At 72.5% G+C, this 12,900-nt stretch carries 11 protein-coding genes; 4 read left to right on the plus strand and 7 right to left on the minus strand.

The window, feature by feature from the left end; genetic code table 11:
* Positions 1-104: 104 nt before the first annotated feature.
* The 4 genes from cobJ to cobG are packed head-to-tail and all read right to left on the minus strand — an operon-like array spanning position 105 to position 4,628.
* Entirely contained in the window at positions 105-1,862 is a 1,758-nt protein-coding gene (gene cobJ / locus CY652_RS02340; protein WP_102129086.1) for a precorrin-3B C(17)-methyltransferase, read from the minus strand.
* Positions 1,859-2,590 (minus strand): precorrin-2 C(20)-methyltransferase, encoded by a 732-nt coding sequence (locus CY652_RS02345; RefSeq protein ID WP_102129087.1) that lies wholly within the window; start codon positions 2,588-2,590, stop codon positions 1,859-1,861. Before CY652_RS02345 ends, cobJ begins: the two co-directional genes overlap by 4 nt.
* Complete coding sequence (locus tag CY652_RS02350) at positions 2,591-3,217, minus strand: precorrin-8X methylmutase (protein ID WP_102129088.1); 627 nt, start codon at positions 3,215-3,217, stop codon at positions 2,591-2,593.
* Positions 3,210-4,628, minus strand: a complete 1,419-nt coding sequence (cobG, locus tag CY652_RS02355; protein WP_102129089.1) for a precorrin-3B synthase — start codon at positions 4,626-4,628, stop codon at positions 3,210-3,212. The genes CY652_RS02350 and cobG overlap by 8 nt, the downstream gene beginning before the upstream one ends.
* A 301-nt stretch (positions 4,629-4,929) precedes the next feature.
* Here cobG and cbiE point away from each other — a divergent pair, with 301 nt between their 5' ends.
* The 3 genes from cbiE to cobM all read left to right on the plus strand — a co-directional run bounded on the left by cbiE (position 4,930) and on the right by cobM (position 7,839).
* On the plus strand, positions 4,930-6,174 hold the full coding sequence (gene cbiE / locus CY652_RS02360) for a precorrin-6y C5,15-methyltransferase (decarboxylating) subunit CbiE (protein WP_102129332.1): 1,245 nt from the start codon (positions 4,930-4,932) through the stop codon (positions 6,172-6,174).
* Between the two features lie 55 nt (positions 6,175-6,229).
* Positions 6,230-6,982 (plus strand): cobalt-precorrin-6A reductase, encoded by a 753-nt coding sequence (locus tag CY652_RS02365; protein ID WP_102129090.1) that lies wholly within the window; start codon positions 6,230-6,232, stop codon positions 6,980-6,982.
* A 116-nt stretch (positions 6,983-7,098) separates the two neighbouring features.
* A complete protein-coding gene (gene cobM, locus CY652_RS02370) occupies positions 7,099-7,839 on the plus strand; it encodes a precorrin-4 C(11)-methyltransferase (protein ID WP_102129091.1) in 741 nt (246 codons plus the stop codon).
* 94 nt (positions 7,840-7,933) lie between these two features.
* Here the strand turns inward: cobM and CY652_RS02375 are convergent, their stop codons facing one another.
* Positions 7,934-9,412 carry a sodium:solute symporter family protein gene (locus CY652_RS02375; RefSeq protein WP_102129092.1) on the minus strand — a complete coding sequence of 493 codons (1,479 nt, stop codon included), beginning with the start codon at positions 9,410-9,412 and terminating at the stop codon, positions 7,934-7,936.
* Complete coding sequence (locus CY652_RS02380; protein WP_102129093.1) at positions 9,409-9,636, minus strand: DUF3311 domain-containing protein; 228 nt, start codon at positions 9,634-9,636, stop codon at positions 9,409-9,411. The genes CY652_RS02375 and CY652_RS02380 overlap by 4 nt, the downstream gene beginning before the upstream one ends.
* A 365-nt stretch (positions 9,637-10,001) precedes the next feature.
* On the opposite strand from CY652_RS02380, the gene CY652_RS02385 reads away from it, so the two are divergent.
* The gene (locus tag CY652_RS02385; protein WP_102129094.1) at positions 10,002-10,742 is read left to right on the plus strand and encodes a MarC family protein; all 741 of its coding nucleotides are present in this window, start codon (positions 10,002-10,004) and stop codon (positions 10,740-10,742) included.
* A 36-nt stretch (positions 10,743-10,778) separates the two neighbouring features.
* On the opposite strand, the gene CY652_RS02390 is transcribed toward CY652_RS02385, so the two are convergent.
* The gene (locus CY652_RS02390; protein WP_102129095.1) at positions 10,779-12,746 is read right to left on the minus strand and encodes a PAS domain-containing hybrid sensor histidine kinase/response regulator; all 1,968 of its coding nucleotides are present in this window, start codon (positions 12,744-12,746) and stop codon (positions 10,779-10,781) included.
* Positions 12,747-12,900 lie beyond the last annotated feature (154 nt).

The raw sequence follows: 12,900 nt of genomic DNA on the forward strand, positions 1-12,900 counted from the left end.
CAGACCGCGAACTGCGCGATTGCGATGATTGACGCCGCCCGGCCGGCGTGCCCGGTATCTTCCGGGCGCTTTTTCTTGCGGCTCTCCCGCCGCTGCGTTCGTCGCTACTGCTTCCCGTACCAGCGCGGCGTATAGATCCACTCGCCGCCGTCCGCGCGCGCGAAGCCGCGCGTCGTCGAGGACCCGACGATCACCATCGTGCGCATGTCCACGTCGGCGGGCCGCAGCGCGCCGAGCGTCGTCGTGGTCAGCGTCGCGCCGGGCCGGCCGATGTCGCGGCCGAGCACGACGCGCGCGTCGTCGCTTCGATGCGCGCGCACGATTTCCAGCGCGCGTTCGAGCTGCCACGGCCGCGCGCGGGAGAGCGGGTTGTAGAACGCCATCACGAGGTCGGCCTGCGCGGCGTGGGCGAGGCGCTGTTCGACGACGGCCCACGGCTTCAGGTTGTCGGAGAGCGAGAGCATGCAGAAGTCGTGGCCGAGCGGCGCGCCGGCCTGCGCAGCCGTGGCGAGCGCCGCCGACACGCCCGGCACGATGGCGAGCTCGACGGCGTGCCAGCGCGCGTCGTCGGCGGCTTCGAGCGCTTCGAGCACGGCGGCGGCCATCGCGAACACGCCGGGGTCGCCCGACGAGACGACCACGACGCGCCGGCCCGTGCTCGCGAGTTCGAACGCGTGGCGCGCGCGCTGCAATTCCTCGCGGTTGTCGGTGGCGTGCCGTGCCTGCCCGGCGCGCAGCGGTCCGGCCATCTCGACGTAGGTGGCGTAGCCGACCACGTCGGTCGCCTCGTCGAGCGCGGCGCGGGCTGCCGGCGTCATCAGGTCCGCGCGGCCGGGGCCGAGGCCGATCACGGTCAACTTGCCCCGCGCGCGGCCGAGCGTGTCGGGATCGACGGGTGCGGACGCGACGGCGAGCGCGAGGCCGGCGTCGTCGGAGGCGGGGAACTCGGCGGGATGGCCGGGATGGCCGGCACCACGGAATGCGGCTTCGAGGCGCGCGCGCGCCGGGCCGGGCGCATCGGTAAATCGCAGCGGCACGCCGAGTTCCGCCGCGCTCTCGCGCAGCGCGCGGTCGCTCATCCTGCCGGACGGCGCGAGCATCGCAGCGAGCGCGAGCGGTGCAAGGCCGTGCGCGCGCAGCATCGCGCGGATGCGCGCGGCGAGCGGCTGTCCGTCCTGCGTGTTCGGGGCGCTATCCTGGGCCTTATCGCACGCCGTCTCGTCGACGGCGACCACGACACTGCGCGGATGAATGACGAGCGCGTCGGTGCTGCCGTCCCAGGCGAGCGGGCTCACGCGGATCGCGCGCGGCGCCGACGCGTCGCGCGGCAGGCCCGCTTCGTCGAGCCACGGCGCATGCCCTTCGATGCGAGTCCCGGCGCCGGCCAGCAGGTCCGACACGAAGCGCTTGCCCTGCTCGAGGTTCGCAAGCGCGTAGCCCGGCGGCGGATTCAGCACGCAGGTGCCGAAGCGGAGCTCGCCGCTCGTCGTGATGGCGGGCGCAATGCCGAGCGCCACGCCGATCTCGCGCGCCATGACGTTCACGCCGGCGAGCCCGCCGAGCAGCGGCACGACGGCGCTGCCGTCCTCGGCGAGCGCGAGCACGGGCGGCTCGGCGCCCTTGTCGTCGAGCAGCGGCGCCACGCAGCGGATGACGATACCCGCTGCGCAGAGCGCCACGATCGGCGTGCCGCGCGCATAGAGCTCGCGCAGATGCGCGCCGAGCTCGCGAAAGCCGACGTCGGCGTTTTCGATGCGGCCGGCGAGGCCGTGAACCTGCGCGCCCGGCCACACGGCCTGCACGCGCCGCGCGGTGGCGAGCGCGCCGGGCCCGAGAATCACGATGGCGGGCGGCGTCGTCATCCTTGCCATTTTTCCCCCGGCACGACGAGCAGCGAGAAGTAGGGCGAGGCCATCGGGTCGACCTCGTCGAGCGGCACGATGCGCTGGTTCGCCATCGTCGCGCGCTCCACATAAAGCGCGCGCTGCGCGAGGCCCAGTTCGACGAGCACGCGGCGCACCTTCTCGAAGTTGCGGCCGAGCTTCATCACGACGGCGGCGTCGGCGTCGGCGAGCCGCCGGCGCAGTTCGTCCTCGGCGAGCACGCCCGAGAGCACCGCGAGGCTCTGGTTGCGGTAGACGAGCGGCACGCCGAGCACGGCCGCGCCGCCGAGCATCGAGCACACGCCCGGCACGACCTCGGCGCGAAAGCGCGCGGCGAGCCGGTCGTGCAGATACATGTAGGAGCCGTAGAAGAACGGATCGCCCTCGCAGATCACGGCGACGTCGCGGCCCGCCTCCAGATGCCCGGCCAGCACGCCGGCGGCCGTGTCGTAGAAGTCGGCGATGATCGCCTCGTAGGAGAGCGGCGGTTCGAGCGCCTCGGTCGTGACGGGATAGACGAGCGGCAGCCGCAATTGCGCGTCGTCCAGATGCGGCTCGACGATGCCGAACGCGTTGCCCTTCTTGCCCTTCGCGACGAAATAGGCGACCACGGGCGCGGCCTTGAGGAGCCGCAGCGCCTTCAGCGTGATCAGTTCCGGGTCGCCGGGGCCGACGCCGAGTCCGACGAGACGTCCTTTTTCGCTCATTTATTCGGTTTCCGAAGCAAGGGCGTTGACGGCGGCGGCGGCCATCGCGCTGCCGCCGCGCCGGCCGCGCACGATCACGTAGGGCACGCCGTGGTTCCGTTCGGCGAGCAGCGCCTTCGATTCGGCCGCGCCGACGAAGCCGACCGCGAAGCCGAGGATCAGCGCGGGGCGCGGCGCGCCGGCCGCGAGCAGGTCGAGCAGGTGAAAGAGCGCCGTCGGCGCGTTGCCGATCGCGACCACGCTGTTGGCGAGATGCGGCTGCCACAGTTCGACGGCGGCGGCCGAGCGCGTGTTGCCGAGCGCGCGCGCGTGTTCGGGCACGGCGGGGTCGTCGAGCGTGCAAAGTACCGGGTTCGCGGCTGGCAGGCGCGCGCGCGTGATGCCGTGCGCGACCATGCGCGCGTCGCAGAGAATCGGCGCGCCGGCCGCGAGCGCCGCGCGCCCGGCTGCGCCCGCGCCGTCGGAAAACGCGAGGTCGTCGACGACGTCGACCATGCCGCAGGCGTGGATCACGCGCACGGCGAGCTTTTCGAGGTCGGCGGGGATGCGCGAGAGGTCGGCCTCCGCGCGAATGGTCGCGAACGACTGGCGGTAGATTTGCGCGCCGTCGCGCAGGTAGTCAGTCATCGGGGAAACTCCGGGCGAGCCGCGCGAGCGCGTCGGCGGCTTCGTCGAGGGGCAGGCCGCGGGCGAGGCACCGGCCGAAGCCGTCTTGCCCGTCCGTCATGCGGCGGTAGAGGTCGTAGCGGTCGGGCGCCGTGGCGAGCAGCGTCCAGGGCGCGCAATGCGCGGCGGCGCACGAGCGCGCGCAGCCGCTCAGATGCGCCTCGACGCCGGCCGGCAGGCGCGCGGCGAGGCGCAGCGCGTCGGCCTTGGTATCGGCGAGCCCCTTCGCGCAGCCGGCCGAGCCGGTGCAGGCGACGAGTCTCGCGAGCGGCGCATTCGCCTCGCAGACGAGGCCGAGCGCATTCAGCCGGGTCAGCACGTCGGGCACGGCGCGCGTTGCGACGTCGGGCAGCAGCACGCCCTGCCACGGCGTGAGGCGCAGCGTGGCGTTGCCGGCGGTTTCGGCGAGCGTCGCGAGCGCCTCGAGCGTGGCGGCGTCGAGGCGGCCGAGCGGGGGCTGGCCGCCGACCTGCCAGGTGCCGGACGCGCGTTGCGGACGCGCGCCGAAGCGCAGCGCGGCGTCGGCGCGTGCGCGCCGCCAGGCGGCGAGCGACGGGTCGGGCGGCAGGGCGAAGCCGAGATGCCGCTGCGCGCGTTCGAGCACCGCCGCGGCGGTGTGGGCGGCGAGCACGTCGCGCATGCGCGTGTCGCCGGGCGCGGTGAGGTCGAGGAACGCATGCAGCAGCGCGCCGACGAGCGCCGGCGCCTGGTCGGGCGCAACCGTCGCCAGCGCGACCGAGGCCGGCCGGTCGTCGCCTTCGATGGGCGGGCAGCCGGCCAGTCCGAACGCGAAGCGCACGTCTTGCGCATCGGGGACGTCGCGCGTCGCGGTCAGCCAGAGGTCGTGCGGATGATCGAGCGCCGCAAGCCGCTCTCCGCCGTCGATCAGCAGCGCGAACTTCGGCGAGAGCGCGGCGAAGCGCGCTTCGTTTTGCAGGCGTTCGAGGAGCGGCGCGATCAGTCCGGTCGTGTCGAAGATCGCATCGGGATCGCGGCCCGCGGCGGGGCTCAGCATCAGGTTGCGCAGATCGTCGGCCGTTGCGACGTCGGTTTCCGAATGGGAGCCGACTGCCGCCTCGGGCCCGAGTCCGGCGCGCAGCAACGCGTCGCTGAGCACGGCCTCGTGACTGGCGCGCACGCCGCGTATCTGCAGATTGGCGCGGTTGGTCAGTTCGAGCGTGCCGCCGGCATGCCGGCGGGCGGCGTCGGCGATCGCGCGGGCTTTTCTCGCGTCCAGCCGGCCGCCGGGTAGTTTGATCCGGCAGATTCCGCCGTCGCGCGCCGCGACGATGCGCAGCAGTCCCGGACACGCGGACGGCCGGGGCGTGGCGGAGTGCGGAGCGTCGGGAGGGGCGGAGTGCAGGGCGGTCATCGGCGAGACGGGGTTCGGGGGCCGGCATCCGGACGCGTTCCGACGGGCGGCTCGCCCGTCGCGCGGGCGCGATTGCGGCATTCGTCGGGATACCCCAGGGACGTGTAGACCGTAAGCCGTGAGCAGCCGGCCGGTTGACTCGACCTGGCCCGACCCGGCGCGGATCGTGCCGCCGCGCAAGCCTTGCCGGTCGGCCCCGAGGGGCGCCGACGAACGCGTTATTATGCCCGCTTTCGGAACGACGGGAACGGCGAGGCGCGTGGGATTGCCCGCCGGGCCCATGAAAGAAGGCGAAAACCGCATGCAGGACGAAAGACGCGAGGCATGGCTGACCGTGGTGGGCATCGGCGACGACGGCTATGCCGGCCTCGGGCGCACGGCGCGGCGCGCGTTGTTCGACGCCGTCGTGGTCGTCGGCGGTGCGCGTCATCTGGCGATGCTGCCCGTGCGCGTGCGCGCGCGCCGCGTGCCGTGGCCGCAGCCGTTCAGCGTCGAGCCCTTGCTGACGTATCGCGAGGCGGGCCCGGTCTGCGTGCTGGCGAGCGGAGATCCCATGCTGTACGGCGTCGGCGCGACGCTTGCGCGGCGCGTGCCGCCCGGCGAGATGACGGTGTTGCCGGCGCCGTCGTCGCTCTCGCTGGCGGCCGCGCGGCTGGGCTGGGCGCTGCAGGACGTGGCGACGGTCTCGCTCGTCGGGCGGCCGCTGGCCGGCCTGCTGACGCATCTGCGCGCCGGCGCGCGCGTGCTCGTCCTGAGCGCCGACGGCGAAACGCCGGCCGCGCTCGCGCAATGGTTGACGCAGCGCGGTTTCGGCGCGAGCCGCCTCAGCGTGTTCGAGCATCTGGGCGGCCCGCTCGAGCGGCGCATCGACGCACGGGCTGACGAATGGCGCAACGAACGGGGCGACACGCGGGCCGTGCCCGGCATCGCCGCGCTGAATCTCGTCGCGCTCGAATGCGCGGCCGGCGACGGCGCGCGCGCCTGGCCGCTGACGCCGGGCTTGCCCGACGAGGCTTATCGTCACGACGGACAGCTCACGAAGCGCGACGTGCGCGCCGTCACGCTGGCCCGCCTCGCGCCCGCGCCGGGCGAACTGCTCTGGGACGTCGGCGCGGGCAGCGGCTCGATCGGCATCGAATGGATGCGCGCGCATCCGGCGTGTCGCGCCATCGCGATCGAGGCGAACGCCGAGCGGCAGCGCTTCATCGAGCACAACCGCGACGCGCTCGGCGTGCCGGGGCTGCAGCTCGTCGCGGGCCGGGCGCCCGAGGCGCTCGACGGCCTCGCGACGCCCGACGCGGTGTTCGTCGGCGGCGGCGCGAGCGTGCCCGGCGTGCTTGACGCCTGCTGGGCGCGTCTTGCGAGCTGCGGCCGGCTCGTGGCGAACGCGGTGACGCTGGAAGGCGAAGCGGCGCTCGTCGCCTGGCGCGCGCGGCACGGCGGCACGCTCACGCGGATCGCGCTCGGCGAGGCGCAGCCGCTCGGTCGCTTCGACACCTGGCGTCAGGCGCTGCCGGTGACGCTGCTGGAGGCGCGCAAGCCATGAAGTACACGACCGCGCGTAGCGGGAATCGCCGCGTTTTCGTCGCGCCCGATGCGACATGCACCGGAGCCGCGTCGTGACGCGCATCCTGCTGCTCGGCGGCACCGGCGACGCGCTGCGCATCGCGCGCCGGCTCGCGCCGCATCACGTCTACAGCCTCGCCGGGCTCGGCCGCGTGCCGGCCGAACTCGCCTGCGCGGTGCGCGTGGGCGGCTTCGGCGGCGCGGCCGGGCTGGCCCGTTATCTGGCCGACGAGGCGATCGGGCTCGTCGTCGACGCGACTCATCCCTACGCGGCGCGCATCAGCGCGAACGCCGCGCAGGCCTGCGACGCGGCGCTCGTGCCTTACTGGGCCGTGCGCCGCGCGCCGTGGCGGGCGCAGCCCGGCGACGACTGGCGCGTCGTGGACGACTGGGCCGGCATCGTCGCCGCGCTGGCGCCGTTCGCGCGGCCGCTCTTCACGCTGGGCCGCGAGCCGCTCGCGCATCTCGACGCGGTGCCGGCGCATCAACATTGGACGATCCGCTGTCTCGACGCGCATCCGGGCCACGCGCGCGCGCGCGTGATCGACGCGCGCGGCCCGTTCACGGCCGAGGGCGAGTGCGCGCTGTTCGAGGAACGATGCGTCGACGTGGTCGTGAGCAAGAACAGCGGCGGCGGCGCGACCGAGGCCAAGCTCGCCGTGGCGCGCGAACGGGGGCTGCCGGTCGTGATGCTGGCGCGGCCCGCGCTGCCGCCGGCCGCGCGCGAGTTCGACGGGCCCGACGCCCTGCTCGCCGAGCTGGCGTTGCTCGACGCGTTGCCGGACTGACGCGCGCTACCCGCCGCGAGGCGACAGGCGCGGCGCATGTCCGGCCATCGCCGCCGGCCGGCCCCGGTCCGGTAACGAACCCGTAGAATCACGCTCCCGACCTCACGGAGTCAGGCATGACGGTTTTCTTCATCGGCGCGGGTCCGGGCGACCCCGAGCTGATCACGGTGAAAGGGCAGCGCCTCGTGCGCCATTGCCCGGTCATCCTCTACGCCGGCTCGCTCGTGCCGCCCGCGGTGCTGGCCGGTCACGCCGCGCACCAGGTCGTCGATACGGCGCCGCTCACGCTCGACGAGATCGTCGCGCTGCTTGCCGCGGCGCACGCGCGCGGCGAGGACGTCGCGCGCGTGCATTCGGGCGACCCGTCGCTTTACGGCGCGATCGGCGAGCAGATCCGCCGGCTGCGCGCGCTTCGCATTCCCTACGAGATCGTGCCCGGCGTCACGGCGACGGCCGCGAGCGCGGCCGCGCTCGGCTGCGAGCTGACGTTGCCCGGCATCTCGCAGACGCTGATCCTGACGCGCTACGCCACCAGAACCGCGATGCCCGAGGGCGAGGCGCTGGCCGACCTGGCGCGGCACCGCGCGACGATGGCCATTCACCTCGGCGTGCGGCATCTCGCGGCGATCGTCGAGGTGCTGCGTCCGCATTACGGCGACGACTGCCCGATCGCCGTGATCTATCGCGCAAGCTGGCCCGACGAGGCGCGCGTGACCGGCACGCTCGCCGACATCGTGTCGAAGGTCGAGTCGACCGACATCGAGCGCACGGCGCTGATTCTCGTCGGCGACGTGCTGGCGGCCGAGGGATTCGCCGATTCGACGCTCTATGCGAAGGGCGGCGCGAAGAAGGGATAGGAGCGGGGATAAAAGCGGCGGGAGAAGCCGTACTGCCGGCAGGCGGTCCGCAGCGCGGCCGCCTGCCGGCAATGGATGTTGATCGATGCGTCGATCAATGCGCGCGGGCCGGCGTATGTCCCGCGTGCGTGCGCGATTGCGTGACGGCGCTGACGACGGCCAGCACCACGACGTTCACGCCGAGCGCGAGAAAGCCGATATTGATGTCCTTGAGCGCGTCGGGCAGGAACGGCATGAGTTGCGCGATGCTCACGTGCAGCGACGTCGTGGCGACCACGACGGCCACGCCCGCGACGATCCCGCAGAACGCGCCCTGTTTCGTGACGCGGTTGCGCGCGCCGAGGCTGCACACGAGGGCGGGAAAAAGCTGCGTGACGAAGTTGTAGCCCATCAGCAGGAGCGCCACGATCGTGTCGCCGCCGTGCAGCGTGAAGCCGATCGCGACGAGCGCCACGACCGGTACGAGGAAGCGCGCGAGCCGCGCGACGCTGGCGTCGTCGGCGTCCTTTTTCAGCAGGCCGCGATAGACGTCGTTGGCGAGCAGCGTCGAGGCCGTGGTCAGGATCATCGAGCCCGGCACGAGCGCCGTGAGCACGCCGGCCGCGCCGATCACGCCGACGAACCACGGATCGAACGTCTGCAGCGAGAGGCGGAACAGCGACAGGTCGATGTCGCCGCCCTTGAGCCCCGGCACCTTCAGCACGGCCGCGAAGCCGCAGAAGAACACGAACAGCAGCACGAGCTGGTAGAGCGGCAGCACGATCGAGTTGCGGCGGAACACCTGCTCGTTGCGCGCCGTGTAGACCGAGCCGAACGTGTGCGGCCACATGAAGAAGCCGAGCGCCGTCAGCAGCACCGTCGACTGGAACCAGGTGACGCTCGAGCCCTTCGCGGCGAAGGTCAGGAAGCCCGGTTTGGCCAGGTCGATGGCATGGAACATCGAGCCGAGGCTGCCGTAATAGTGGACCGGCAGATAGATGCCGAGAAAGATCGCGATGGCGAGGATCATCAGGTCCTTGACGACCGAGTTCCAGGCGCAGCCGCGCACGCCCGAGACGATCACGTAGGCCGTGACGACCGCGGCGCCGATCCAGACGGCGGCCGTCGACGGAATCGCGCCGTAGGAAGCCGTCGCGACGATGATGCCGAGCCCCTTGAACTGCAGCACGAGATACGGCACGAGCGCGACCACGCCGACGATCGCGACCAGCACGCCGAGCGCCGGGCTCGAATACTTGCGCGCGAAGAAGTGCGGCTGCGAGATGAGCCGGTGCGCCTTCGCGTAGCGCCAGACGGGCGGCAGGATCCAGTACGAGAGGATGTAGGCGAGCGTGGCGTAGGCGAGGATGTAGTAGACCGGCGCGCCTTTGCCGTAGGCGAAGCCGCTGCCGCCGAGGAACGTGAAGGTCGTGTAGATCTCGCCCGCCATCAGCAGGAACACGAACGCGGTGCCGAAGCTGCGGCCGCCCACCGACCACTGCTCGAGGCTCATGTCGTGGCCGCGCCGCGCACGCATGCCGAGGTAGAGCGCGACGAGCGTGATCGCCGCGATGATGACGAGGGCGCTGCTCATGAGCGGGCCTCCGCGGAGTCGGCCGCCGCGTCGTCGCCGGCGGCCCGGTTGACGGGATCGAACCGGTAGACGACGGCCATCACGACCGAGGTCAGCACGACCCAGAGGACGAGCCACGCGAGCACGAGCGGCATGCCGAGCACGAACGGCTCGGTGCGGTTGACGAACGGCACGCCGAGCAGGATGCCGACGAAGGGCAGGGCGGCAAGCAACTTCAGTGACATGGGCGACTCCTTTGTCCGCGGGGGCGGCACGTCGGGCAAGACATCCGGATGACTTTATGCCCGCCCCGGCGGCGCGTAAAGCGAATCAAAAATAATCGCGCCATAGCGACAAAAATGACGCACCGCGGGATGCGGGTACGGCCAGGCGGCCGGCCATACACGGGTGGACATGCGGCGGCCACGCGGCGGGTTGCGCGGCAGTGTCGTGCCGCATGTCGTGCGGCATGTCATGCCGCGACCCGCGCGGCCGTTATGCCGTGACCATGCGGGCGGCCCGGCGGCGACTACGCGGGCGGCCTTGCCGGTACACTGCGAGCACCCGGTGCGCCGCACCGGCCGTGCCCAACCCCGGATCTCGGATCGCAATGATAGAAAGCCTGATTTCGGACATTCTGTTCGGCTTCGCCGGACTGATCAGCATCATCAATCCCTTCGGCATCGCGTTCGTATTCGTCGAACGCACGGCCTCGTTTTCCGACGAGGAGCGGCGGCTGCTCGCGAAGAAGATCGCGATCAACGCGTTCTTCGTGCTGCTCGTCGCGTTCTTCGTCGGCACGCCGGTGCTGCATTTCTTCGGCATTTCGATCGAGGCGCTGCGCATCGGCGGCGGGCTTTCGGTCGCGGTGGCGGGCTGGAAGATGCTCAACGAGCCCGACCACGCGCCGGCCCGGGCCGCGAAGCCGCCGTTCGCGAGCCCGGCCGCGGGCGACGCCGGGTTGGCCGGGGCCGCCGCGTCCGCCGGATCGATGGCTCCGCCGACGGACGCGGCGGCGGCCAACGCGTTTTTCCCGTGGACCGTGCCGCTCACGACGGGCCCCGGCTCGATCGCGACGGCCATCGCGCTGAACGCGAACCGCACCCACAAGCTCTCGGCGTTCCTGATCTCGGGCGTGGCGTCCGTGGCGATCTCGGTGCTCGTGATGGCGGTGATCTACGTGGTCTACAGCCGCGCCGGGCGGCTGGCCGCGTACCTCGGCCCGAACGGCACGCACGTGGCGATGCGCGTCTCGTCGTTCCTGCTGCTGTGCATCGGCGTGCAGATCATGCTGACCGGGCTGGAAGGATTTCTCGCGCCGATCGCGAGCCTGCCGCACGCGGCCGGCTGACTCCATTCCGCGGCCGGCCGCGCCGCCGGCGTGCCGTCATTGCTGCGCGGCGGACGCCGGCCACGGCGCGCGCCGCTGCGCCGCGCACGCCAGCACCTCGTCGAAGCGCCCGGCGTCCACCGGCTTGACGAGGTGCGCGTCGAAGCCGGCCGCCTGGCTGCGCTCGACGTCGGCGGGCTGGCCGAAGCCCGTCATCGCCGCGAACAGCGTGCGGCCCGGCGGCAGCGTCGCGCGCAGTTCGCGCAGCGCGGCGTAGCCGTCGATGCCGGGCATGGCGATGTCGATCAGCGCCGCGTCGGGGACGAACGCGCGCGCGCCGGCGCAGGTCTCGCAGGCCTCGCGGGCACCGTAGGCGACGCGCACCTCGTGTCCCTTCATTTCGAGCAGCATGGCGAGGCTGTCGGCCGAGTCGCGGTTGTCGTCGACGACGAGCACGCGCAGCGGCGGCACGGCCTGGGCGGCCGGCGGGCGCGGCGCGCGCTGGTGGGCGGTCGGCGGTCGGCCCGGCGGCAGATGGATCGTGAACGTGCTGCCGGCGCCGGGGCCCTCGCTCGCGGCGGTGATCGTGCCGCCGTGCAGCTCGACGAGCGAACGGCACAGCATCAGGCCGATGCCGAGCCCCTCCTCGGTCGGGCCGGAGGTCGAGCGCTCCTGGCTGAAGAGCCCGAAGATCGATTCCAGCGCGCCGGAGCGGATGCCGCGGCCCGCGTCGCGCACCGCGATCTCGACGCCGCGCGTGCCGGGCCGCACGTCGAGCCCGATGCGGCTCGCGTCGGGCGAGAACTTCGACGCGTTGTGCAGCAGGTTCTGCAGGACCTGGACGAGCCGCGTTTCGTCGCCGACGAGCGGCAGCGGCGTATCGGGCATGCGCACGTCGATCTGCTGGCCGTGCGCGTCGGTGAACGGCCGGGCCGCCTCGAGCGCGCGCGAGACGACCTCGCGCAGGTCGAGGGGCGCCGCGCGCAGCTCGATCTTGCCCGAGGTGATGCGCCCGACGTCGAGCAGGTCCTCGACGAGGCGGCTCAAGTGGCCGATCTGCCGGTCGATCAGGTCGCGCGCGCGGGCTATTTCGGGGCTCACGCCGTCGGCTACGCGCATCACGCCGAGCGCGTTGCGCACGGGCGCGAGCGGGTTGCGCAGTTCGTGCGCGAGCATCGCGAGGAACTGCTTCATCTGCTCGCTCGAATGTTCGAGCTCGTCGGCGCGGCGCCGCTCGGTCATGTCGCGGGTGATCTTCGCGAAACCGCCGAGGCGGCCGTGACCGTCGTATACCGCGCTCAGCGTGACGCTCGCCCAGAACATCGAGCCGTCCTGGCGCACCTGCCAGCCTTCGTCGACCGAGCGTCCGCGCTGCGAGGCGGCCTGGAGCTGGCGCTCGGGCTGGCCGGCGGCGACTTCGCCGCCCGGGTAGAACACCGAGAAATGGTGGCCGACGATCTCGTCGGGCCGGTAGCCGAGCAGGTTGGCCGCGCCGCTGTTCCAGCTCATGACGTGGCCGCCGGGGTCGAGCATGAAGATCGCGTGGTCGCTGACGCTCTCGACGAGCAGCCGGAAGCGCTCCTCGCTTTGGCGCAGCGCCTCCATCTGGCCGCGCTCGGCGGTCAGGTCGCAGGTGATCTTGGCGTAGCCCGCGAGCGTGCCGTCGCGCTCGCGCAGCGCGGTGACGACGACGTTGGCCCAGAACATCGAGCCGTCTTTGCGCACGCGCCAGCCCTCGTCCTTGAAGCGTCCGTGCAGCGCCGCCTGCTCGAGCTCGTGCTCGGGCCAGCGCTGCGCGACGGCGTCGGGCGGGTAGAAGCGCGAGAAGTGCTGGCCGATGATCTCGTGCGCCTCGTAGCCCTTGATGCGCGCGGCGCCGCGGTTCCAGCTCGTGATGAGGCCGTGCGGGTCGAGCAGCAGGATCGCGTAGTCCTCGATGGGCTCCACGAGCGCCTCGAAGCGGCGCCCGGTGGCGTCGCCCGCAGGCGCCCGGGCGTCATCCGGATGGAGGGCGGAACCGGACATCGTCGTGGTCTCCCAGTTTTTCGAACCGGCGGCGCGGCGGGCGCCGGATGATGCGGCGGAACACGGCCTGAACGATGCAGCAGCATGCGACGACGGTAACGACGGGTCGCAAACCTGCGCGCCCCATGTTACCCGAGGCCCCGCGCGGCGGCTT

This window comes from Burkholderia sp. WAC0059, assembly GCF_002870125.1.
Classification (GTDB): Bacteria; Pseudomonadota; Gammaproteobacteria; order Burkholderiales; family Burkholderiaceae; genus Paraburkholderia.

Bases quoted from the DNA above. Each gene is read 5' to 3' on its own strand.
- cobJ (WP_102129086.1), bottom strand. From the start codon at position 1,862: ATGACGACGCCGCCCGCCATCGTGATTCTCGGGCCCGGCGCGCTCGCC.
- CY652_RS02345 (WP_102129087.1), bottom strand. From the start codon at position 2,590: ATGAGCGAAAAAGGACGTCTCGTCGGACTCGGCGTCGGCCCCGGCGAC.
- CY652_RS02350 (WP_102129088.1), bottom strand. From the start codon at position 3,217: ATGACTGACTACCTGCGCGACGGCGCGCAAATCTACCGCCAGTCGTTC.
- cobG (WP_102129089.1), bottom strand. From the start codon at position 4,628: ATGACCGCCCTGCACTCCGCCCCTCCCGACGCTCCGCACTCCGCCACG.
- cbiE (WP_102129332.1), top strand. From the start codon at position 4,930: ATGCAGGACGAAAGACGCGAGGCATGGCTGACCGTGGTGGGCATCGGC.
- CY652_RS02365 (WP_102129090.1), top strand. From the start codon at position 6,230: ATGCACCGGAGCCGCGTCGTGACGCGCATCCTGCTGCTCGGCGGCACC.
- cobM (WP_102129091.1), top strand. From the start codon at position 7,099: ATGACGGTTTTCTTCATCGGCGCGGGTCCGGGCGACCCCGAGCTGATC.
- CY652_RS02375 (WP_102129092.1), bottom strand. From the start codon at position 9,412: ATGAGCAGCGCCCTCGTCATCATCGCGGCGATCACGCTCGTCGCGCTC.
- CY652_RS02380 (WP_102129093.1), bottom strand. From the start codon at position 9,636: ATGTCACTGAAGTTGCTTGCCGCCCTGCCCTTCGTCGGCATCCTGCTC.
- CY652_RS02385 (WP_102129094.1), top strand. From the start codon at position 10,002: ATGATAGAAAGCCTGATTTCGGACATTCTGTTCGGCTTCGCCGGACTG.
- CY652_RS02390 (WP_102129095.1), bottom strand. From the start codon at position 12,746: ATGTCCGGTTCCGCCCTCCATCCGGATGACGCCCGGGCGCCTGCGGGC.